Source organism: Vibrio sp. SBT000027, from assembly GCF_963894355.1.
GTDB classification, from domain to species: Bacteria; Pseudomonadota; Gammaproteobacteria; order Enterobacterales; family Vibrionaceae; genus Vibrio; species Vibrio splendidus.
Genome location: NZ_CAWQGD010000004.1, coordinates 1,949,448 through 1,972,493 on the forward strand (window position 1 = coordinate 1,949,448; position 23,046 = coordinate 1,972,493).

Consider the following 23,046-nt stretch of genomic DNA (forward strand, 5'->3'; position numbering starts at 1 on the left):
AAAAAAAATCCAACAAACTTCGCATTTTTTTGCAAATGTCCTAAGCTTCGTTTAATACCCTTCTCTCAATCTAACGGGAAACCTAGGTTGGGAAACGGATGAGACATTGAAAGTAGAAGGAGAGCTACTTTGAAATTGTTTAAATTATCCATCATGTGTTGCTTAGTTGCTGCAGCACCACTCGCCGCTCAAACTCTGGAACAGTCTGTGGCTATTACCTTGGCAACGAATCCAGAGATAAAAAGCATCTTCAACGAATATGCGAGCGTGAAAAAACGTAATGATGCCTCAGGAGGAGCGTACAAGCCCAGTATCGACCTTGATGCTGGTATTGGTTACGAAGGCATAAATCCTGCACCAAATAACGGCCCCGATACCGATCTAACAAGAAAGGAAGCGACGATTTCCCTCACGCAATTGCTGTGGGATGGTTCAGCGACTCTTTACGACATTGATCGTACCGCCGCAGAAGCCGAGTCGGTTCGTTTACAATTGATTGCAGATGCCGAAGACAAAGCGCTGGAGGTGACACAAATCTATCTAGACGCGGTAAAAGCCACTGAGGTTTTGGCACTGTCAGAAAGTAATCTTTCAATACACAAAAAAATCTATAAAGATATTAAGAAACGAGCTAATTCTGGTATAGGTTCAACAGCGGATGTGTCGCAAGTAGAAGCTAGGATTGCAAAAGCTCATGGTAACTTATTGGCTGCACAGAATAATTTGATCGATACACATACCCAATTTAGACGTGTGGTGGGTCAAGAACCCCTAGGTTTAATTTACCCAAGAGCCGATATTTCTAGAATTCCTTTGTCGTTAACAGACGCCATTGTTGATGCCTTAGACAAACACCCCGTGATCAAAATCGCGGCAGCTGATGTTGACGCTGCGCACTTCCAATACAAACAATCGAAAGGCGTGAACTACCCTACCTTCTCCATTGAGGCATCACAGTCATGGCGTGACGATGCAGGTGGCGATGAAGGCTCAAGTCAAGAAACGCTCGCGATGCTGCGAATGCGATATAACTTGTACAACGGCGGAACAGACAGTGCTAATTCTGAAGCGGCTGCCTACCAATTGAACAAAGCAAAAGATTTGAGAGATCGTGCTTATCGCCAAGTGGAAGAAGGCCTTCGCCTTTCATGGAGCGCCTTAGACCTCACGCTGCAACAAAAGAACTTCCTATCTGATCATGTTGATTCAGCTTCGGAAACCGTTATCGCATATGAAAAACAATACCGAATAGGCAAACGTACTCTTCTTGACTTGCTCAACACTGAGAACGAACTATTTGAAGCCCGTAAAGATTATCTAGATGCCCATTACTCTGAGCAGTACGCTAAATACCGAGTGATGAACGCAACAGGTTCTTTATTGAATGCTCTACTGGTTGATATTCCAGAAGAGTGGACAACGGCTATGGAGTATTAATGATGAAAGTAACGTACTTATTACTTCCCGTATTAACGATGACTTTATTTGCCTGTTCTAGCCAACAGGAAGAGGCTTACATCGAGACACCTGAAGCAGAACAGATTGCAGACCTGCAAGACGACGACAACGATGGTGTGGTAAACGCGCGCGATACCTGCCCAGGAACGCCTGAAGCGTCACAAGTCGACAATGACGGCTGTGGAGAAACGATTCGAGCAGAAGAAGTCAGACAGTTAAAAATACTCTTTGCTCATGACTCATTTGAAGTGAACCCAATATTTTCTGATCAAATCAGCACAATGGCTGAATTCCTTGAGACTTACAAAAGTGCGTCGATTGAAATACAAGGTTACGCGAGTAAAGTGGGTTCCAACGAATACAACTTAGATTTATCAAAAAGACGAGCAAACAATGTTCAAGACGAGTTACTGTCGAATGGTATAGAGCCAGAGCGAGTGAGAATTGTCGGTTATGGTGAAGAACGCCTGGAAAACGATGGTGATGATGCTACTTCGCATGCACTAAACCGTAAGGTAACGGCAACCGTGGTTGGGTTAAGTGAACAAATCGTTGAAGAGTGGACCATTTTTACCACGCTAGAAAAGTAACGTGACATCGTCACTTAAATGTAAGGCGGGTTATCTTACAAAGACAGCTTAACAGTAAGATCAAGAAAGCCGTGATAGGGTTACCCATCACGGCTTTTTTGTTCTTTGTTGTCACATGAGTCGAGGGATGACTCTGTGACTCTTCTTGCTACTCAAGAGTTGGCTTGTTACTCAGTGAGTAGGCTCACTATCAAGCGAACCTACTACCGAATATAGTTTTACTTACCAACTATGCTTTTACTTACCAATTATAGCTTTACTTCTTGTTGCTTAGTCTTCGGTAGAGAAATACTTAGCAGGAAGTAACCTAAGATAGCTGCAGTCGTTGATCCCATCAGGATACCTAATCGAGCGAGCGTATCAAAATCTGCGTTCGTTGGACCAAATGCTAGTGATGAAATAAAGATAGACATCGTAAAGCCAATACCACACAACACAGATACCGCGAAGATGTTCATGAAATTCACACCTTCAGGAAGTTTAGCTACACCCGTTTTCACAGCGCCCCAGCTGAACAGGAAGATACCCAGTGGCTTACCAACCAATAGACCCATAGCGATACCAAGCGGTAACATGCCTGTAAGGTTTGAAATTGAGATGCCTTCCAGTGAGATACCTGCGTTTGCAAATGCGAAGATTGGCAAAATTGCAAAAGCGACGTATGGGTGCAGAGCATGCTCTAGGTGTTTCAGCGGAGAACGCTCCCCTTTATTGCCTTTCAGTGGGATAGCAAAACCAATAACTACACCAGCCAATGTTGCATGAACACCAGACTTCAATACTGCGAACCACAGAATTGCACCGACAATGAGATAAATACTCAGCTTAGTCACATGCTTATTGTTTAGCATGAACAGCACACCCGTTGCGATGAAGCCAACCGTTAGTGCAAGCGTCGATAGATCGCCTGAGTAGAACAGTGCAATGATAACAACAACACCTAGGTCATCGATAATTGCCAATGCTAGTAGGAACACCTTCAAGCTGACCGGTACTCGGTTACCAAGAAGAGCCATGATACCCAATGCGAATGCGATATCTGTTGCTGCTGGAATAGCCCAGCCCTGAAGCGCTTCAGGGTTACTTGAATTGAATAGCACGTAAATAAGTGCAGGAGCTAGCATACCACCCACAGCTGCAATAGCTGGGAAGATTGCTGTCTCTTTAGACTTTAATGCGCCTTCTAAAAGTTCGCGCTTAACTTCTAAGCCGATTAGAAGGAAGAAGACAGCCATTAAGCCATCGTTAATCCAGTGAGACACAGACATACCAAGAACGTAACTATGCAATACGCCTTGGTACATTTCGTTCAGTGGTGAGTTTGCTACAAACATTGCGATCGCCGCAGCGATGACTAGTATGATGCCGCCAGCAGATTCCATTTTAAAGAAGTCACGGATGACGTCGGTCATGATTTCGCCCTTATATTTATTATTTAAATAAACGAATAACAAAGAATAACCATGAGTTTATATCCAAGCGTAATCGATAGATAATCACTTCTTCGGATGTTTAACTTCGGTTTTTCCTACAAATACTAAACAATACGTCGTATATTCCATAATGTTGTTATGCACCATAAAATAAGTATAGATGAGATCACAAAGGCTGTATGCACAATTAATCAGGGGCTCACAAAAATCATGAGTACAAAAAAGGCTATCAAATGATAGCCTTAGGTGTTTTTAGTAACCGGTTAACTGCATAAAGCCTGTCGCTTCATGGCTTCCACTCGCCATAATTGGCCCTTCCCAATATGGTATGACAAATGGCAACCACATATCTCGGCGTTTGATGCGTGTCGTGAGGTTGATATTGTGCTGTGGCACGTTAATAATCCATTGGAGCGGCATTCTTCTACCATTCTGTAGCGTCGTATTCTGTAAAGGCTTGATAGAAATATCGGAGTCCGTTAACTGGTACACCTTGCCCGAACGAGTGGCCAATGTTCCAAATACATAAGGCAGCTGTTGATTATGGCGGTAGCGGTTAATGCTCAGCGCTGTACCATCATCGAGATTAAACACGAACCAATCCCAGCCTTGTTGACCCACTCCGAGTAAGCCACTGCCCCACTCTTTATGTACCCAAGCTGTGCCTTCTACTTCCTTGGTAACGCCCTCCAGATTCAATACACCGCTTAGGGATAAAAATGGAGCGCTGAAGTTATAAGACGCGACAGGCAATAAATCGTGCTTTTTCTGGTAACCATTATCGCCGTTGAGCACATAGGGCCCTTTCGCAATGGTGTCGAGTTCAAGGCCAAACGTATCCGTTTTCACTTGAAGGCGACCAGGAAATGGTGTGTTGCCAAGGGCGCGCCAGTTCCAGTTATCAATCCAAATTCTAAACGGACGACTGGTCATTCCCGCTTGGCCAATACCGCCACGCGCTAAGCGTTGCTCTTTCCAAACCTTAGAATCAGAAGAGATCACGACATTTGAAATATAGACCTGTGGGCTTTGCCACCCCGGCGTCTCGCGTTCGTCAGTCGCTATTCGGAAGAAGCTCCATTGAACCGAGTACTTTTTGCCATCATCCCCTTTGAGAGAAGCAAAGTAATGCCACCACTCGTGTTGAAATTCTGGGTGGAATTGGAAGTCTCGAGGTAACGAAACGCTGCGGTCAGGTAACACAGGCTCGAATACATTAAAGTGCTCGCTTACAAGCACTGAGTTGACCTCGTTCACGCCTTTCTCGCCAACATCAACAAAGTAAGAATAGTACGCCCAGACACCTAAAATGGTGCCAAAGAAACCGATCAATAATAGTGAGGAGACAAATCGGTGTCTGAATTTCGTTGAGCCATTTCGTTGAAGCATATTAAAGCGCATCCCTCAGTGATTTCATCGGGGTGTTCCGAATCATTCTCATCACTGGCAAAGCACCAGCTAACATCAATGCTGCCATAGCCCACGCAAATGTCTGTAAATAGTCCCAGGGAATCACTTGTAACTCGAGTGACCACCCAAAAGACTGCTTGATCACGATATCGACGATCAAACTAGCCAACGCTAAGCCGAGCGGAATAGCAATTAAGGAGGAAATAAGCCCGAACACAAACAATTGTAAGCTACCGGTCAGAATCAGTTCTTTCGCTGAGACACCTAAACAGCGCTGTAAAGATATATGCCTTTGTCGAGACACTTCACCAGCAACCGTTGCGAAGAAGATGCCGAAGACAGCAATGACCAATGTGATGTTGCCCAATGTATCTGCAATCGCGAACGTTCTATCGAACACACGCATCGCTTGGCTGTGAATATTGTTGTTATCGAAAACACGCTCAGAGCCAAGCCTGAATACGCTTTCTAAGCGGCTTCGAAGCCCTACTGAATTCACATCATCTTTGAGTATTACGCCAAGGCCCACATTGCCCCGCCCTGCAAATCCATACAGCCAGTTTCGATGAGACATCATGACTTGATGGTAAGGGTTACCGTAATCGTAATACACACCGACAACCTGCCAACCAGAGCCAAGATTGTCATAGAGATCGATGTAGTCACCTGGGCGAATACCCAACTTGAGAGACATCGATTCACTGATCAACACACCTTTAGAGTGATGTAAGTGATACCAGTAATTAGGAATACCTAACTTGATCGTCAGCGCTTCTAGCTCACCTTCAGAAGGTCCAGTACTGACCACTTGAATACTGCCAACTGGAGATGCAACATCTTTCTCCCAACGCCACCAAACAGAATCCACTTCAGGTTGTTCTGACAGCCAGTTACTCATACGAGCAGCACCATTGTTGGTTGGGTAGATGTAAAGATCTGCCGCCAAGCGCTGTGTTAACCATTTATCCGTGGTATCTCTAAAGCTACCGACCATGGTTTCTACACCAATATTCGCGGTTAACGCCAACATAAACGCCATTGTCGCCACACCACGATAACTCATGCTTGAAGCGGCATCCGCGAAGAACCAACGAGCACGAACCCAGCGTAATGAATAAGACAGGCTGTTAAATAGCTTCCACATCAAGAACGGCGTAAACAAAGCCACACTAACAAGCATCAGCGCGATAATCGCAAAACCCGTTTCTTGAGTCTGAGGCGCTTGATACACAGCGACAGCTGCAACCAAGAAACCACAACCAATCAAAGCCTGCCAAGTGAATTCTGTACCAGCAAAGCGCATCAAAGATAAACGAGAGGTCAAACGAATCGGTTGTGAACGAAGCAGACGAACCAATGGCCAAGCACACGCTAGGAATGCACCAAGCAACGCCATTAATAAGCTGTAACCGCTCCATCGCCAATTCCAGTCGATAGTTAATCCAACGTTGGCGTCATATAAGTCACCTAAACTTGAAGATACCGCTGGTAACAGTTGGTTTGCCAACATGACACCGAATACATTGCCGCAGATCCAGCTCAATACCACCAATAACAGTAACTCTAAACAAAGCGCTTTAGCCAGTTGCCAACCCGACACACCCGTCTGTCTTAAGATTCCAACTAACGGTTGGCGCTGAATAAACGACAGCGACATCGCTTGATAGAAAATGAACAAGCCAACCACAAACGACAGCATACCCATCGCTTTTAGATTTAAGTGGAACGCGCTGGTCAGCGACTCAAGCTCAGCTTTAGAGCTGCGAGAGATCGTCAAACCATTAGGCAGCATGTTTTTAAGACGCTCAAACTTCTCAGGCGACATATCTGAACACGCAATCACAGACAGCCCAGCACTGCGTTTAAGCATTCTGAGCAAAGAGATATCTGCAATCAGCCTTGTGCCATCAATCAGGTTTTTTTGATCAACAGCGATAGGGCCAAGCTCAGAACCATCCATGAGAGGAATGTAATCCCCGTTATTCCATTCCATGTGTTCTGCGAGATCATCACTCACAAGGATTGGGTATGGCGGCTTCATGAGGTTTAACGTAGTGAGATCTTTTAACGCAACACCCGGCTGAAGCTGAAGCATAGACACAGGGTCGATGCCGATAAGCATGAAGTTCGCGCCATTTTCATCAGTGATACGATGGTGGTCAAAAGGAGAACACTGTTGAAAGCCTTCACGGCGAAGCTGGATATAAAAACCTTGCGGGATTTTATTGGCGTTGTGTTTTGGTCGAATACGATAAGGAAGAGGATTCGAAAAGAGTTTTTCGCCATGCGCATAGCTTTGCTTGGCGTGTTGGTTGATAGCAGTAACACCAACCAAAAGTGATACGCCAAGGGTTAAACCAAGCCATACCAAAATAATCTGAAGCGGGTAGCGTCGATAGTGACCGAGTAGTGCCTTAACTACGGGCCATAACATGCAGTTGCCCTCCTTGTAGACGGATTCTGCCGTCCATGTGCTGTGCTACTTTTTCACTGTGTGTCACCAACAACAAAGTGCATTCTAATTGGCGAGCCAAAGAGGTCAGCAAACGCATTACCGCTTCTGCATTACGCTCATCTAAACTTCCCGTCGGTTCATCGGCTAACAGAATTTTAGGTTCCATGTACAGAGCACGAGCAATCGCTGCGCGTTGTTGTTGACCACCAGACGCTTCTTCAGGGTAACGTCCAAGTAAAGGCATAAGGTCTAAAGCAGAAAGAATCTGTCGCCAGAGGCCTTTGTCTTCAGGCAAGCCTTTTAACTGGCGACAAAAACGAATATTGTCAGCAATATTAAGCGTTGGAAGTAGGTTGAATTGCTGGAAGATGTGACCAATATTATTTCGGCGATATGCGGTGCGATTACGTTCTGTCGAATCATGCATATTGAAGTTTGGGAAAGCAATTTCGCCAGAGTCTACTAGGTCTAAACCCGCGATAAGATTCAGTAATGTACTTTTACCTGATCCACTTTCGCCCATTAGTGCAAGCTGGTCACCTTGGTTTAATGTTAGTTCAGCACCTTGCAAAACAGGGTGAAATTCCCCCCCGTCGACATAGCCTTTACATAGGTCTGACAGCTTTAACATTAAACAGCTCACATTAGTTAGAATTTGGAAGGAGAATCTACACTAATTCCCTGTTAGGAGGAAGTATTTTGAAAGATAGATCACACACCAACGATAAAGTGATGTGATCGATGCGCCCTACTTCAACTTCCTATCAAGTTTTTGATCCATTTTCTTGTTTTCATGCGATAGAGCGACCCACCCCACTTAATCACTTCTTCGGTGAGGAAAAGCAGATACACCCACTCCGGTGGAAACTTTAAATAGATAGCCGCAATCGCAGCCAGTGGAATACCAATCACCCACTGAGCAATCAAATCTTGATAAAGACAGAACTTCACATCACCACCCGCTCTCAACACACCAACGATCACAGTCAGCGGTACCGAGCGAATAATAATCCCCACGCTGAGAATGAGGATGAATTTCTCAGAGAGGGCTCTGGTTTCTTCAGTCAACGCACTGAACGCATTCAATATTGGCATTTGGACGAAATAGAGAAAAATCGCCACAACAATACTGGTTAAGAAACACAGAATCGTTAAGCCTAATGCTTGATAATAAACCGCTTCATTGTTCTTCGCGCCAAGTTGGTTACCCACCAGAACCGCTGCCGCATTCGAAAGGCCAATCAATAAACTCAATGAGATAGATTCAACCGGCGTCATGACTGAAAGCGCAGCCAAACCTTGAACACCCGATTGTCCCATGATCGCGTGGTAAGCAAACAAGCCACCCGCCCACGCTAAGAAGTTAAACGTGGTCGGCAAAGACAACTTCAAGAAGCGAACGACTTTCTCAACGGTTGCAGCCGCTTTGATATCACAAAGTTTAAAAGCTAATAGGTGTTTAGAAAAATAAAGGTAGCCATATAAGGTCGCCACTTCAATGGCACCGCTCAATACCGTCGCAATCGCTGCGCCTTTGATTCCAAGCGATGGAAAGCCCAAGTTACCGAAGATCAGCACCCAGTTTAAGAACACATTAGACAGAATGCCGATACCGCTGAAGAAAGTGCTTAACCCAGGTTTATGCATCGCTCTCAAACCTACCGCCATACTGCTGACGCACGACACCGCCAGCATGCTGAATGAGGTGATGACGATGTATTCAACGCCGAGGCTGATGACTTCTTGAGAGTCGGTCGTCACGCCCATGATTTGCGCAGGAAAAGAAATAAAGAAAACAATGGTCAGCAACGCAAACAGAGTTGAAACCAGCCACGTCAGTGCGGTACTTTCTCTGACACCTTGTTTGTTACCCGCGCCCCAATATTGAGCCGTTAGCAAAGCGCCACCCGTAGTGACACCCACCAGCATAATGGTCGTCACAAACATTGCACGGCTCGCAACCCCCACTGCCGCAATGTCTGCTTCCCCAAGCTGACCTAACATCAACACATCGACTAAGCCTCGGCTTGAAAACATAATGCTCTGCAAAGCAATAGGCAAAGCAATCGCAATAAGCCTACGAACAAAATCACCTCGAGTGTGATGAATAATTGAAGAGAGCAACATAGAGATACCTAAACGGAACGTATTGATGAATAAAGATAAATATAGCGCTATTATATCAATGTTCGGTTTTTAACCACAGATATAAATGGAGTAACAATGAAGAAAGTACTGGTTTTAGGCGCTTCTGGATATGTTGGTTCGCAGCTCCTCCCACTCCTGCTTGAGCAAGGCTATCAAGTCACTGCCGCAGCAAGGCATATCGACTATTTAAAGGCACGAACCGAACCTCATGACAACTTGTCACTAGAGTATCTTGATCTTGCAGATCAAGCCGCAACACAAGCATTAGTCCCCGACTTTGATCTTGTCTTCTTTCTAGTTCATGGCATGGCAGAAGGCCACGACTTTATTGATTATGAACTGAATTTGGCACGTAACTTTGTTTCAGCTCTTGGGCCAAAGAATCAACACGTCATCTACCTGAGTTCGCTTCAGCCGCAAACGGGTGATTCAGAACACCTTCAAGCGAGAAAGAAAACCGGAGAACTGCTACGCAAAGGACCAGTCCCCGTCACTGAGCTGCAAGCAGGCGTGATCATTGGGCCCGGATCTGCAGCGTTCGAGATCATGCGAGACTTCGTGTACAACTTACCTATAATGATTGCGCCCAAATGGGTCGACTCTAAAGCCAACCCTATTGCCTTGCAGAACCTGAACCACTATCTGCTAAAACTCGCACAGGACACGCCTAGCGAAAGCCAAACCTTCGAAGTTGGTGGGCCAGATATTGTCTCTTATCGAAATCAATTTGCTCACATTGCCAAAACAGCCGATCGCCCACTCAGGCTTTGGGCGACGTCACTCCTCACGCCCTCAATTGCGTCATATTGGCTAGGCGTTGTGACATCTGTTCCGTCTAACATAGGCAGAGCGCTTCTCGCGGGCTTAAAACATGACTTTATTGCCAGTTCGACCATCATTAGAGAAAAGTACCCTCAGAAGCTTATCTCGTTCGAAAATATGGTTGAGCAAGCGATTCACGCTGAAGGAAACTTCGTGAAAAGTAATGTTTGGGGCTTTGATAAGACCGCCTTCAAACGCTGGCAAGCTGGGTACGGCTATTACCCTAAGAAAACAGGCGCAAGTATCACCTCAAGCGCATCTTTAGAATCCCTTTGGCAGGTCGCTCAGCAAATAGGAAGCCCGAAGCAAGGTTACTTCTTTGCTAATGCTCTATGGCGCACACGCGAATGGTTAGATCTTCTCTTTGGCGGTGGTGTGCCGGTTCGACAAATGCCTGAAGGGCCGACCCTAAAAGTCGGTGACAAAATCGATTCGTGGAAAGTCATTCGTTGTGAAGAAAACCAGTTTTTATCTCTGCTTTTCGGTATGAAAGGCCCGGGGTTGGGGCGACTCGAGATTACCGTCTCTGACCACGGTGATTCACGTGAACTGAACATATCAGCTTGGTGGCATCCAAAAGGCTTTCTAGGGTTACTGTATTGGTTTGCGATGATGCCAGCCCACCTGTTTATCTTTAAAGGCATGGTTAAAGCGATTGAGAAGCAGGCTAAAGAGCAGATGCGAGATTCGAGTGTCGAGATGAGAAAAGATTAAAAGCGGATACGGGATTCGAGTAACGAGATGAGAAAAGATTAAAAGCGGATACGGGATTAGAGTAACGGGATGAGAAACGATTAAAAGCGGATTCGAGTGCCGAGATGCGAAAAGACTTAACAGCAAATTTGCGACACGCGCTATGAGAGGCAAAAAAAGAGCGGATAATTCCGCTCTTCGTATCTCTCATCTCGTATCCCGAATCCGCTACTAGCCAATAACGCTAATTGGGATCTCTGCAAGTTGGTTACCTCGGTTAGCAGGGTAAACAATGTATTCACCGTGATACTTCACCGCAGACTTGTAGTCCGTTACTTTGTGAAGCATGAAACCCGCTTCCATCGCCGCTTGAATGAACTCGGCGTGGTTACCACGAACAAACCAGTTCATTGGCTTAACCATCAACTCACCGTCGAAAGAGTCGTCGCACTGTTTGCCACATAAAGCAAAAGAGTGCTCGCCATCGGTGAAGAATTGAATCTTACCGCCAGTCGTTAGCTCGTCTTCACTCGATACGCTCCAACCCATCTCGTACATTTTGTCCATGAACGCTTCAACATCACTGTCTTTAAGCACTTTAGGCTCTTCGCCTTCAGGGAAAAAACGCCCGTAAAACGCAGAAATACGTTTAAAGGTAAAAGTTAAATCAGAGTTATTGCCTTTTGAGCGACCCTGTTTCTGCCAGCGAACCAAGTCAGGCACAATCACGCGATCATAAGCTTGGGATTTAATCGCCTTTGTTACCCAGCGAACAAGGTAAAGGTTGTTCGCAATAGGCGCATCAATCGCTTTGCCTGCTTTGTGCAGAGCGTAAAGCTCGCCCAATGCGTCATTCACTAACTTCTGAATTTCAATATAGTATTTTGACATTATGCCTTCTTTCCTAATGTCCAATATAGTAATGCTGACATTACTGCACACGCAGCCATTACCATAGCCATAGACCCAGCACTGTCACTTGGCAGCATCGCAACGATAGCCCCAACGACAGAACCAGTACCAAATCTTAATGTTCCCGCAAGCGATGAAGCCGTGCCTGCCATGTTTGGGTAACCACTGAGCAAAAGACCCATAGAGTTACTGCCGATAGTAGAGATAGTGCCAATAAATAGCATCACAAACGGCACAATTCCCCAAAGCCCGAGATCCAATGCCCAACCGACAAGTAAGCCTACGCCAGCCAGTAATTGGATGACCAGCGCTGCCCTCAACATTGTATGAGAACCGACCTTCTTAACGATTCGACCATTGATTGTCGTCATCAGAATCATCGCAACAATGTTCAGACCAAATAGGTAACCAAACAGGTCAGGACGTACGCCATAGACATCAATGTAGACAAAAGAGCCTGCGGTTAAGAATGCAAACATCCCAGAGAACGAGAATGCACCAGAAAAAATCAGGCCCATAGCGGTCGGGTTTTTACATAAACGAGCGTAATTACGAATCGTGGTTTTAAAGCGCAATGGTTGACGATTATCGACAGGCAGTGTCTCAGGAATTTTGATTATCACCGCGAGAATGACAATCACCGCAAAAATAGCCAATACCCAAAAGATTGAACGCCAACCGAACCACAACGCTAAGTAGCCACCAATCATCGGCGCGATAAGTGGTGCAACCGTCATCACCAAGGTAACGAACGACATGGTTCTCGCGAAATCTTCACGGTCGAACATATCACGCACAACCGCTTGGATAATGACCGCCGCCGCCGCACCTGCAAAACCTTGAGCGGTACGAACTAACGTTAACGCTTCAATGCCATGAGTCGTCGCACTCACAACAGACGCGACTGCAAAAAAGAATACACCAATCAGTAGAACAGGCTTGCGACCATAACTGTCGGCTAACGGGCCATGTAACAACTGACCCAATGCAAAACCTGCGGTGTACGCTGTGAGTGTGATTTGTACTTCACCCGCTGTAACGCCGAGATCTTTGGCGATCGTTGGCATAGCAGGCAGGTACATATCGATGGCGAGTGGTGTCAGTGCACCAATCGCACCCAGAACCAAAAATAGCATCCAACCTAACTGAGGAGTTTGTGGTTGTGAGCTTAGGCTCTGTTGGGTAGACGTTTGCATAACTCTCCGACTAAGTACTAGGTTCTATGTGAGCACGAGCATGCACGCAACAATATACGAATATACACATAGCAATATACGAATACGCACAGTGATACACGAATATGCGCACACATACATGAACATATAGTAATAATGGCTGAAACTGTCCTAGTACCAGTCAAAATAATCAGCCGACGCTATCCTTGGTCGGCCACATCTACGGCAGAAAAGATTACTTCCAGATAGAGTCGACTTCTTCTTGTGTTAGGTAACGGTATTCACCCAACTCCAAAGATTCATCCATCTCGATTTCACCGATACGCTCACGGTGTAACCCTTCAACTTTATTACCAAGGGCCGCAAACATACGTTTTACTTGGTGGTATTTGCCTTCGTGAATCGTTAATAGGACTTCACGCTCAGCACGAACTTCTAAGTGTGCTGGAAGTGTTAGGCCATCTTCGCTCTTAAGCTGGATGCCCTCTTTGAATTTTTCAACGTAATCGTCTTCAACAGGTTCAACCAACCACACACGGTACGTCTTCTCGCACTTGTGCTTTGGTGATGTGATGCGGTGAGACCACTTACCATCATCGGTAATCAACACAAGACCCGTCGTATCAATATCTAGACGACCAGCAAAGTGCAGCTTGTCCATTTTGATTTCATCGAGTAATTCAAAGGCGATACGATTTGCGCCATCTTCATGCGAACAAACAAAGCCTTCTGGCTTATAAAGCATGATGTAACGTGGGCCGTGAACATTCAGTTCATTGCCTTGCCATTCCACAACGCACTCTTCAGTTACCTTGAGTGACCCGCTTTTTTGAATGACATCATTTACTGTCACTGCCTTGGATTTTAATAAGTGTGTTGCTTCTCTTCGAGTGACGCCTAACGCATCGCACAGAAATTTATCTAAACGCATGAATACCTCAACTAATCTAAGTCGGGTATTATAGTCACCTTTGCTCAATTAGTTGAGCTATTTCACACTATTTGTTTTCTACCCTACAAGACGCGATATGTATACACTCCGCCCGTACCAAGCTGATTCTGTAAAATCAGTGATTCATTACTTCAGAAAACACCAAACTCCGGCTGTTCTTGTGTTGCCTACAGGCGCTGGAAAAAGCCTTGTGATTGCAGAGCTAGCAAGGCTTGCGAAAGGTCGAGTGCTGGTACTCGCTCACGTTAAAGAGTTGGTCGAACAAAACCATGAAAAGTATGAAGGTTATGGGCTAAAAGGCTCAATTTTCTCTGCGGGTTTAGGGCGAAAAGAGACAGACCAACAAGTGGTGTTCGCTTCGGTTCAATCTGTGGTTCGCAACCTCGATTCATTCTCTAACCAATTTTCACTGTTGGTTATCGACGAATGCCACCGTGTGCCAGATGAAAAGACCAGTAGCTACCAAAAAGTGATCACTCACTTGCGCGAGAATAATTCGGGCATCAAGGTGCTTGGACTGACCGCGACCCCCTATCGTCTTGGTATGGGTTGGCTTTATCAGTATCACACGCGTGGACAAGTACGATCTGAAGAGCCTAGGTTTTTCAGAGATTGTATTTTCGAGTTGCCGATTCGCTACTTGTTGGACGAAGGCTTTCTAACACCAGCACGCATGATCGATGCGCCCGTATTGAGCTATGACTTCTCACAGCTAAAACCTGCAAGTACAGGCCGCTACAAAGAAGCCGAACTCGATATGGTGATCGAGCAATCTAAACGTGCGACCCCACAAATTGTCGACCAGATCATTGAACTGGCCAAAGACAAGTTAGGGATCATGGTATTTGCTGCCACTGTTAGACACGCACAAGAGATCCTTGGCTTACTGCCTGAAGGTGAATCGTCAATCGTAATTGGCGACACACCAACTCTCGAACGTGACCAAATCATCAGTGACTTCAAAGAACGTAAAATCAAGTTCTTGGTTAACGTATCGGTATTAACCACAGGCTTTGATGCCCCTCATGTCGATTTAATCGCGATTTTGCGCCCGACAGAGTCCATCAGTTTGTATCAACAAATCGTTGGCCGTGGCTTACGCTTATCGCCGGGTAAAAAAGAGTGTTTAGTGCTCGACTATGCAGGCAACAGTTATGATCTTTACCAACCTGAAGTGGGCGACCCTAAACCCGACTCAGACAGTGAAATCATCACCATCCCCTGCCCAGCATGCGGCTTCAACAATAACTTCTGGGGCAAGCTAGACAGCAATGGCTTCTTGCTAGAGCACTTTGGCCGTAAATGCCAAGGCTACTTTACCGATGAAGACACGGGCGAACGCGAACACTGTAATTATCGCTTCCGAGCCAAATACTGCGGTGAATGCGGCGCTGACAACGACATCGCCGCGCGCATTTGCCATGAGTGCGATGCAACCTTAGTCGATCCAGACAAAAAACTGAAAGAAGCACTAAATCTAAAAGATGCCTTGGTGTTTGAGTGTTTAGAAATGGACTTGAACGTTCTTAAAGACGATAAAGGAAAATCGCAACTTAAAGTAACCTACCGTGGTGAAAACCAAGCACAGGTGCATGAGTTTTGGTCATTAACCACCAAGAAACAGAAGCAGAACTTTAAGGATCAGTTTGTTCGCCCTCACCTTGCCGACAGACACCGCCCTTTTGAGGAAGCCTCACCAACGAAAGTGGTTGCTCACCAACATAGATTCCGCCCACCTCAATTCGTGATTGCACGTAAAGTCGGGCGTTTTTGGAAAATGAGAGACAAGATATTCGAAGACGAGCTTCAGCAACGTTAACATCTCATTTTTTGAGAACCTAAATCTCATTATTCATCAGGTTCACTTTCTGTTCAGAATTACTTTTTTATACTGAACGCTATCAACCTTCTCTAGGATTCGCTATGTTTAGTAAAGTTATGATTTCTATGTTTTCTTTAAGCTTAGGCTTATGTGTCGCCGCTAGTGCGTGGGCTGACTCAGATCATAACGGTCATGATCTTGTACAAGATGTCCATAAAGCGGGAACCCGTATCGAATTTGAAGAAGATCAAGACGAAGTCTACGAAGCCGTACGCGAAGGCTATATTCGCCCTTTCTCAGAAATGTATGCGGCCGTTGAAAACGATCTTCATGGCAGAATCATTAAAGTAGAGCTAGAAGAAGATGACGACATTTGGGTGTATGAACTAAAAATCAATTACCAAAACAACATCATCAAAGTCGAATACAACGCCGAGACGTTAGAAATGCTCATGATTAAAGGCCGAAACTTTAAAGACGCAATTAAGCACGGTGAATAAGTAAGCGCCGCAACTTTAAAGACGCCATTGATCACGACGAGCAATTAAGCACAACGAACAGTCATTACAAGAATTAAGAAGAACAATTATGAAAATTTTAGTCGTTGAAGACGAACCTCGCTTGGGCCAACAAATTCTAGAAACCCTTGAGGGAGCCGACTGGGTTCCGGAACTTTCTCAAGACGGTATCGACGCACTCTACCGTGCAACATCAGAAGAGTGGGATGCTATTGTTCTCGATTTAGGTCTACCTAAGCTGGATGGCCTAACCGTATTAAAAGGCATTCGAGACGAAAACATTAACACGCCAGTGATTATCTTAAGTGCGCGTGACACGCTTACCCAACGTGTAGAAGGCTTGAATGCAGGTGCTGATGACTACCTAACTAAACCATTCGAAATGGTCGAGCTGATAGCCCGCATTCGTGCTCAACTACGCCGAGCGTCAGGCAGTGCTGCTCCTATACTTCAAATTGGAGATCTAAGCCTAGACACACGCAGTTCTAAAGTGTTGTGGCAAGGTCAAGCAGTTAGCCTCACGGCGCTAGAATATAAAGTTGTCGCGTACTTCATGCATAACCAAAACAAAGTTATCTCGCGCACTGAGTTGGTTGAGCATATCTACAAGCAAGACTTCGACCGCGACTCGAACACGGTTGAAGTGTTCATCGGTCGTATTCGTAAGAAGATCGCACCTAAGATAATAAAAACCGTTCGTGGCCTTGGCTACCAACTGAATGCTGAATAATGCTGTATTTAATTAGGCTAAGAGCAATCTCCAATTAGTGGACAGCCTGTGCTGATCGTCGTTGTTCTCATAGCAAGATGAACAAAGACAGGCTGGTAACGTATGAATCTAAAAAAACGAACACTTAAAAACGTCAGTCTAAAAAGCCGCTTGCTCCTCGCCGCGGCTTTTTGGCTAGGTGCGATGATATTAGCGGCAGGCGTCGGAATACCTAAGTTGGTTAACGATTACTTGGTCGATGACGTCAAGCAACAGCTCAGCCTAACCATGGACGAGTTAACCGCCAACATAGAAACCAACGACAGTGGTAACCTCATCATGGCAGAGCGTCTGTCTGACCCTAGGTTTAACCAACCCTACAGTGGTATTTATTGGCGAGCTGCTACCCAAGACCAGATTATTCGATCTCGATCTCTATGGGACAAAGACCTCACCATCAAGCGTTCGCCGATTCATACTTCAATCAAAGGGCCTGAGAAAGAAAAGCTGATTTACATCGAGCAGGATATCTATCTACCTGAACTGAACGATCCTGTCACGATCACCATAGGTATTGATGAAGACCCATTAGAATCCACACTGACCGAACTTACAGGTCAAGTCTGGTTGATTCTGATGTTGCTGTTTGTGGGCGTGCTGATGTTGATTGGTATTCAAGTCAGCTGGTCACTATTGCCACTCAGTAAGATGCAGCGTGAACTGGTGATGTTAAGAAACGGCGAGCAACAAGGATTAAGCGACAACTACCCGAAAGAGGTTTCTCCATTGGTTTCTGACCTCAATGCCCTACTCTTCCACTATCAAGAGTTATTGGAACGAGCTCGTAACCACGCGGGTAACTTATCTCACGCGTTGAAAACACCGCTGTCGGTTTTGAAAAATGAGATAGAGCGACTTCCAGATGATGATAAGACCTTGTTACAACAACCCATTCATCAGATTCAGAACCAGATAGATTATCACCTTGGCCGTGCGCGCATGGCTGGTGCAATGAACATTCTTTCAGTGAAGTCTTCACCTTGTGAGCGTGTTGAAGCTATCTCAATGGCGTTTGATAAAGTGTATGCCGCCAACGAAGTCACCATGATTAACGAGCTAGACTCTGAGATTGAAGTGGCGGTAGAAAAAACCGACCTTGATGAAATGGTCGGCAACCTACTCGAGAACAGTTACAAATGGGCGAGCAGTATTATCCGAGTCCATTCGAATGAACTCGACGATGGCAACATTGAATTGGTGATTGAAGATGATGGCCAAGGCATTCCTGAAGAGAAGCTTGAGCAAGTCACCAAACGTGGTGTTCGACTTGATGAAACCACACCAGGAACTGGCTTGGGGCTTAACATCGTGAATGAAATGGCGCACAGCTACCGAGGCAGCCTAACGCTCAGCAAGAGCTCAATGGGCGGATTGAAAGCCTCTCTGGTGCTTAAACTAAGCAAAGGTTAAGTAAGCTAAACGCGCTAAGTAAACTAAGTAAACTAAGTAAACTAAGTAAACTAAGTAAACACGATAAGCCCTAGCACAACGCTAGGGCTTAACTTTATTCTGGTTTAACAAAGCTTTTCTCGCTTCAATATGATTAGCTCATCGAGTGAAGCCCAATCATATTGCCTTCCGTGTCACTCACTACACTGATAAAACCATGGTGCTGTTGCCTCCCGCTTTTACACCAGACATCTTACATATAGCTCCTGTGGCGCCATAGTTCCCCATATCGCAAGGAAATACCCACATCTCAACTTCGATTCCGGTTTCATTGTCTAACTTATCCAGCGTCACTTTAAACACTGATTCATAAAAAGTTTTTGCTCTCGGCATGTCATCAACATATATTTCAAACCAACCAATCGGATTCATTTGCATAACGTTATCCTCAGCTTTCGCTGCTTGTTCGCCCTTAATCAGCATAGTCAAAATTGAAAAATTTATTGCCGAGGAATTACATGAGAGGGGTTATGTTTGTATAGATACAGTCCAGTAGAAATTGCAAAGCCTTGTTTGACGGAGGGCTCAAACAAGGCTCGAGCTGGTCGCTCTTATATATCACTCTGTATATCGTTCACAGCAACATCCAAAGCTTGTGAATCATCGCGGTAGGTTGCTACTCCGATCATTAAGATCCTACCATCAGTATAATAGTCATGATCTTCATCGATCACTTCCACCGTAGCCAATGGGTACTTGTCTAGATCAATATCTGGTAATGACGTTCGTATCTGATTAGCAAGCCTATCTCGTTCTTCATCAACATTGGGGTCAATGTTATGAAGTACGGTCACAATGCCTGAGTAAGGGGTGACTTTAAGGCCATCATCATAACTAATTGCGCCTAACCACTGAGGCTGGTTAGTTTTAATATCAACACCAGCACGCCACCAGCGAATATGGCTACGCTTCATCAAGTTACCCGGCAATTGAAACGCCATATCTTGCGGCTTGTCTCTCCAATATAAATCGGACACTGGCGGTGTTTTGTCTCTAAGCAATGCGAGGTAACCAGCCCATTCAATCTCATTTCGAGAGAACGTTTGATTCTCTATCCAGCCTAATTGCTTCATTAAATCTCTTGGGGTTGCTCCAACATAAATTACGTTGATCGCTTGTGCCGAGTAAAACGAAGATTTGCCAGGGAACGCTTTATAGGTAACCGAATTCCAGTCGACTTTGTCAATTTGAGCCGTCTCTGGTTGATTCTGAAAATCATCGGCCTTCCAGAAAAAGTGAGCGTAATTCGCAAACAATACCCATGCCAACAAAAGTGCACTGGATTTAAGCACCAAGCGTCGCCACTTCATTCGATAACCAATAATGGTGAAAACCGATACTGCGAACACACCGACGATCAAGCTATTATGCTCAGAGATAAATATCTTAAGGCTATTAAGCCACGGGAAGTTTTCAACGCCGTGCGCCAGTAACATGCCCCAAGCAATGAACTGTCCACCACCAAGAGCCAAGCCGATAAACGCCAACACACTAAAATTACGCCACGGTACACGATGCGAGCCAGCTATAAATGGCACAACCCAAGCGATAGGCCCTAATAAACGAGCAAAAAGAATGATGTATGTGCCTTTGCGAGCAACTAGATAGCGGCAGCGCGCAATTAATCTTTTGGTTTTAGGACGAAACTTAATGAGCCTTCGTTGCGCCTTAGCACCGTATTTATAACCAATGAAATAACTGAGTTGGTCACCAAGCAAACCACCTAGCATCACCAAAACCAACGCCATCCATGCACCTGAATACAGTTGAAAGCCCGCTGCGATAAAGAAGGGCTCTCCCGGTACAAATAGGTTTGGGCCAATGAGAGCATCACCCAATGCCCCCAGAAACAGCCCTAGTCCATCAAACATAACAACCTCAATACTTACTGTTCTTTGTAGTGGCCAAACTTGTAGTTCATCTCGTTGTTACGCATTTCGCCTTTGAAGAAGCGTCTTACATTGGCTTTAAGATAAGTTGAGCCTGTCTTCACAACGCCATCTTGGTCTAAACGACGTGGGTCAAAACCAAAGGTCATATTCAGGAATCTAAATCGCCATGTTTTGCTCGCACGTTTTACGTAGTCACAGTCTTCACACAGGACGATCTCTTCATCGAAACCGCCGATCTCATCATGCGCGCGTTTAGTCGAGAAAATACAGGCGCCAATCGCCGTCGGGAAAAAGAACTGGGTAGCGAACAAGCCAGCGTTAAATAAGCCGTAACCAAACTTGTGTACAAGCGGCAGACCTTTCGAGCTCATGTACACACCCGCCACTTCAAGCTTCTTCTCCTCTAGTTCATAAAGCGCTTTCGCAAGAAAGTTTCGGGGCAAGCTCACGTCAGCATCTAAGAAAAGGATTCTGTTGTATTGCGCCAATGAAGCACCTGTGTTTCGTCCAAGGCTCACACCACGATTTTCCATATGATGAACCGTTAATTTTGGCAACGCGTTTTCATAGGCTTGCGCCACTTCTCTGGTGTTGTCTTCACTGTTCGAGTCGACAACAATCACTTCAAACTCTTGGTGGGTTTGCACACTCAACTCTTCCATTAAGCGGCTAATGCGTTTCTCTTCATTTAGCGTAATTACGACAATGCTTACCGGTTCCATATTTTCACCTATTCATTCTGCTGTTTAATTAACACTAAGATTAACCAACCAAGCCTTAACCAAGTCTTAGGCAAACATTCATTTTCCGTTCATTAACTTGATGATTTAGCAGCACTATAAATAGATAAGATAGGCAATGTAAAAGACGATAAAATGGGGTAAGTAAGCGCTAGTGAACGTTTTATCTCCAAACGAATCATTTATCGAAGGAAATTCACTTTGAGATGGGCTTCTGACTTGCTCAGATTTGAATGTGATGTTAGTATCCGCGCTCGCTTAAGCATGAACTCGTTTATGCCTAAGCTTTACCACATACTCAAGGTCGCATTGAGGTGTGAAGTTAATTTTTACTAATTTGAGAGTAAAACTATGAAATTTGAAGCAGTAGTACGTACTGAACTAGGTAAAGGTGCGAGCCGCCGCCTACGTCACGCTGGTAAATTCCCAGCTGTAATCTACGGTGGCGAAGCAGCAGCTGTAGCTATCGAACTTGTTCACGCTGAAGTGATCAACCAAATGGATAAGCCTGAATTCTACGAAACAATCACTCTAGTGATTGACGGCGCAGAAGTTAAGGTTAAGCCGCAAGACGTTCAACGTCACGCGTTCAAGCCTAAAGTTGAGCACATGGACTTCATCCGTATCTAATTCCCTACCAAGGAATAAGATTGGATAATTCCAAGCCTTCTGCATAGAAAAGACTATCGATCTTACCAGTCGAGAAATCTAGAAATTCGAAACCCCGATGCTACCAACATCGGGGTTTCACCGTTTTTGAGCTCTCAAAAACGTCGTAAATCTCGCGCAATACACTGAAAATAATCAACTTTCCCCTTCCCCACTTTATCCCAATCTTGCTTGGGTGGATTAAGGGTGGACGAAAGGTGGACTTATACAGTAGTTTTTCTTGATTAAAATCTTAGGCGTATTTCTAACCACATTCAACTATTAGAAAAACTGTCTAAGTCATTTCTAAACAAAAGCGAGTTGAATGAAGTCATCATGATCTCAATCAAAAGGAGCTAGTAATTTTTGAGTAAAACTCCTCCCTCCCCTGTTTACCAAGTAACAACCTATGTCATTGCCCGTAAAATTAGCTCTTGCAACGTCACTTGCTCTATCAATGCTCGGAAGTGCCGCAGCTTCTGAACTAACGTCATACAATATTGAAGGTGAATCTAATGAGATCTTAACATTTAAAGATGGGATGGTTCTCAAACTCACAGGACAGTCATACGTTGGAGGCTACGTCGGATACATTGGATATATTGGTTATAGTGAAGAAGCAATTTTTCTTGGTGAAAAGGTTTGCTTAAAAGGTAAGTCCTATTTTTACGAGTTATACAAGAAGCCTACAACACACTACTCTCAGAACTTATATAGCGGCGCAGAAGCGTATACAAAAGTTGAAGAACTATGTGGTAGCTTAGACATATTGAAATAATTTAGATAGCTGCGATACAGTCGATACTATATGTATGTTAGACAAACGTTGTGGCGAATTAACTTTGGTGACAGAGCTAGGTTTTTCAACCAGATAGCGCATATATGTTACTGTCCGCTTAGAGACGAAAGCGACTCAATTAAGCTAAAATACCCTTACTACACTTTATACAATTAGTCACTACAAGAGCAAAATCATGCAAAGACTTCTTATTCTAGCCCTTATATCAGGTGCGGCACATGTTAATGCCGCGACTTGCTATAGTGATGATTACGGTAATACCACATGCACCAATGGCCTTTCTGCGTATAGCGATGATTATGGTAACACTACGTACAGTGATGGATCTTCTTCGTACTCAGATGATTATGGGAATACAACA

19 protein-coding genes and 1 pseudogene are annotated in these 23,046 nt (G+C 44.9%); 9 read left to right on the forward strand and 11 right to left on the reverse strand.

Annotated features, from left to right (window positions below; all coding sequences use genetic code 11):
* Positions 1-129 precede the first annotated feature (129 nt).
* Positions 130-1,437: a TolC family outer membrane protein gene (locus tag AACU28_RS18470; protein ID WP_017079061.1), complete on the forward strand. Its 1,308-nt coding sequence runs from the start codon at positions 130-132 to the stop codon at positions 1,435-1,437.
* A complete protein-coding gene (locus AACU28_RS18475; RefSeq protein WP_029222148.1) occupies positions 1,437-2,048 on the forward strand; it encodes an OmpA family protein in 612 nt (203 codons plus the stop codon). Before AACU28_RS18470 ends, AACU28_RS18475 begins: the two co-directional genes overlap by 1 nt.
* 248 nt (positions 2,049-2,296) lie before the next feature.
* Here the strand turns inward: AACU28_RS18475 and nhaA are convergent, their stop codons facing one another.
* The 5 genes from nhaA to AACU28_RS18500 form a co-directional block, all read right to left on the reverse strand.
* The gene (nhaA, locus tag AACU28_RS18480; RefSeq protein WP_004734677.1) at positions 2,297-3,460 is read right to left on the reverse strand and encodes a Na+/H+ antiporter NhaA; all 1,164 of its coding nucleotides are present in this window, start codon (positions 3,458-3,460) and stop codon (positions 2,297-2,299) included.
* A gap of 273 nt (positions 3,461-3,733) precedes the next feature.
* Positions 3,734-4,882 (reverse strand): lipocalin-like domain-containing protein, encoded by a 1,149-nt coding sequence (locus tag AACU28_RS18485; protein ID WP_121603417.1) that lies wholly within the window; start codon positions 4,880-4,882, stop codon positions 3,734-3,736.
* Positions 4,872-7,325: an ABC transporter permease gene (locus AACU28_RS18490; RefSeq protein ID WP_029222149.1), complete on the reverse strand. Its 2,454-nt coding sequence runs from the start codon at positions 7,323-7,325 to the stop codon at positions 4,872-4,874. The genes AACU28_RS18485 and AACU28_RS18490 overlap by 11 nt, the downstream gene beginning before the upstream one ends.
* A complete protein-coding gene (locus AACU28_RS18495) occupies positions 7,306-7,977 on the reverse strand; it encodes an ABC transporter ATP-binding protein (protein WP_004734674.1) in 672 nt (223 codons plus the stop codon). The genes AACU28_RS18490 and AACU28_RS18495 overlap by 20 nt, the downstream gene beginning before the upstream one ends.
* A 122-nt stretch (positions 7,978-8,099) precedes the next feature.
* Positions 8,100-9,473: an MATE family efflux transporter gene (locus AACU28_RS18500; RefSeq protein WP_102496010.1), complete on the reverse strand. Its 1,374-nt coding sequence runs from the start codon at positions 9,471-9,473 to the stop codon at positions 8,100-8,102.
* Between the two features lie 96 nt (positions 9,474-9,569).
* On the opposite strand from AACU28_RS18500, the gene AACU28_RS18505 reads away from it, so the two are divergent.
* Positions 9,570-11,030, forward strand: a complete 1,461-nt coding sequence (locus AACU28_RS18505; protein ID WP_017090666.1) for a DUF2867 domain-containing protein — start codon at positions 9,570-9,572, stop codon at positions 11,028-11,030.
* A gap of 210 nt (positions 11,031-11,240) precedes the next feature.
* Here AACU28_RS18505 and AACU28_RS18510 read toward each other — a convergent pair whose 3' ends face one another.
* From AACU28_RS18510 to rsuA, 3 genes are all read right to left on the reverse strand, one after another.
* Positions 11,241-11,900 carry a DUF2913 family protein gene (locus tag AACU28_RS18510; protein ID WP_121603418.1) on the reverse strand — a complete coding sequence of 220 codons (660 nt, stop codon included), beginning with the start codon at positions 11,898-11,900 and terminating at the stop codon, positions 11,241-11,243.
* Positions 11,900-13,117 (reverse strand): Bcr/CflA family multidrug efflux MFS transporter, encoded by a 1,218-nt coding sequence (locus AACU28_RS18515; protein WP_108193038.1) that lies wholly within the window; start codon positions 13,115-13,117, stop codon positions 11,900-11,902. The genes AACU28_RS18510 and AACU28_RS18515 overlap by 1 nt, the downstream gene beginning before the upstream one ends.
* Positions 13,118-13,331: 214 nt before the next feature.
* Positions 13,332-14,027 (reverse strand): 16S rRNA pseudouridine(516) synthase RsuA, encoded by a 696-nt coding sequence (gene rsuA, locus AACU28_RS18520; protein ID WP_004734669.1) that lies wholly within the window; start codon positions 14,025-14,027, stop codon positions 13,332-13,334.
* Positions 14,028-14,124: 97 nt separating this feature from the next.
* On the opposite strand from rsuA, the gene AACU28_RS18525 reads away from it, so the two are divergent.
* The 4 genes from AACU28_RS18525 (at position 14,125) to AACU28_RS18540 (ending at position 18,567) form a co-directional block, all read left to right on the forward strand.
* Positions 14,125-15,867: a DEAD/DEAH box helicase gene (locus tag AACU28_RS18525; protein WP_004734668.1), complete on the forward strand. Its 1,743-nt coding sequence runs from the start codon at positions 14,125-14,127 to the stop codon at positions 15,865-15,867.
* 104 nt (positions 15,868-15,971) lie between these two features.
* Positions 15,972-16,370 (forward strand): PepSY domain-containing protein, encoded by a 399-nt coding sequence (locus AACU28_RS18530; RefSeq protein ID WP_004734667.1) that lies wholly within the window; start codon positions 15,972-15,974, stop codon positions 16,368-16,370.
* Between the two features lie 88 nt (positions 16,371-16,458).
* Complete coding sequence (locus tag AACU28_RS18535) at positions 16,459-17,118, forward strand: response regulator transcription factor (RefSeq protein WP_004734666.1); 660 nt, start codon at positions 16,459-16,461, stop codon at positions 17,116-17,118.
* Between the two features lie 102 nt (positions 17,119-17,220).
* Positions 17,221-18,567, forward strand: a complete 1,347-nt coding sequence (locus tag AACU28_RS18540) for an ATP-binding protein (protein WP_017080456.1) — start codon at positions 17,221-17,223, stop codon at positions 18,565-18,567.
* Positions 18,568-18,700: 133 nt separating this feature from the next.
* Here the strand turns inward: AACU28_RS18540 and AACU28_RS18545 are convergent.
* The 3 genes and pseudogenes from AACU28_RS18545 to AACU28_RS18555 form a co-directional block, all read right to left on the reverse strand.
* A pseudogene (locus AACU28_RS18545) lies at positions 18,701-18,984 on the reverse strand (VOC family protein).
* Positions 18,985-19,157: 173 nt separating this feature from the next.
* Positions 19,158-20,477 carry an LssY C-terminal domain-containing protein gene (locus tag AACU28_RS18550; RefSeq protein WP_121603419.1) on the reverse strand — a complete coding sequence of 440 codons (1,320 nt, stop codon included), beginning with the start codon at positions 20,475-20,477 and terminating at the stop codon, positions 19,158-19,160.
* Positions 20,478-20,491: 14 nt separating this feature from the next.
* Positions 20,492-21,220, reverse strand: coding sequence for a glycosyltransferase family 2 protein (locus AACU28_RS18555; protein ID WP_050650173.1), 729 nt, complete (start codon positions 21,218-21,220; stop codon positions 20,492-20,494).
* 369 nt (positions 21,221-21,589) lie between these two features.
* Between AACU28_RS18555 and rplY the strand changes: the two genes are divergently transcribed.
* Positions 21,590-21,868, forward strand: coding sequence for a 50S ribosomal protein L25 (gene rplY / locus AACU28_RS18560; protein ID WP_017083319.1), 279 nt, complete (start codon positions 21,590-21,592; stop codon positions 21,866-21,868).
* Between the two features lie 427 nt (positions 21,869-22,295).
* Positions 22,296-22,664 (forward strand): hypothetical protein, encoded by a 369-nt coding sequence (locus AACU28_RS18565; protein ID WP_046224588.1) that lies wholly within the window; start codon positions 22,296-22,298, stop codon positions 22,662-22,664.
* Positions 22,665-23,046: the final 382 nt, after the last annotated feature.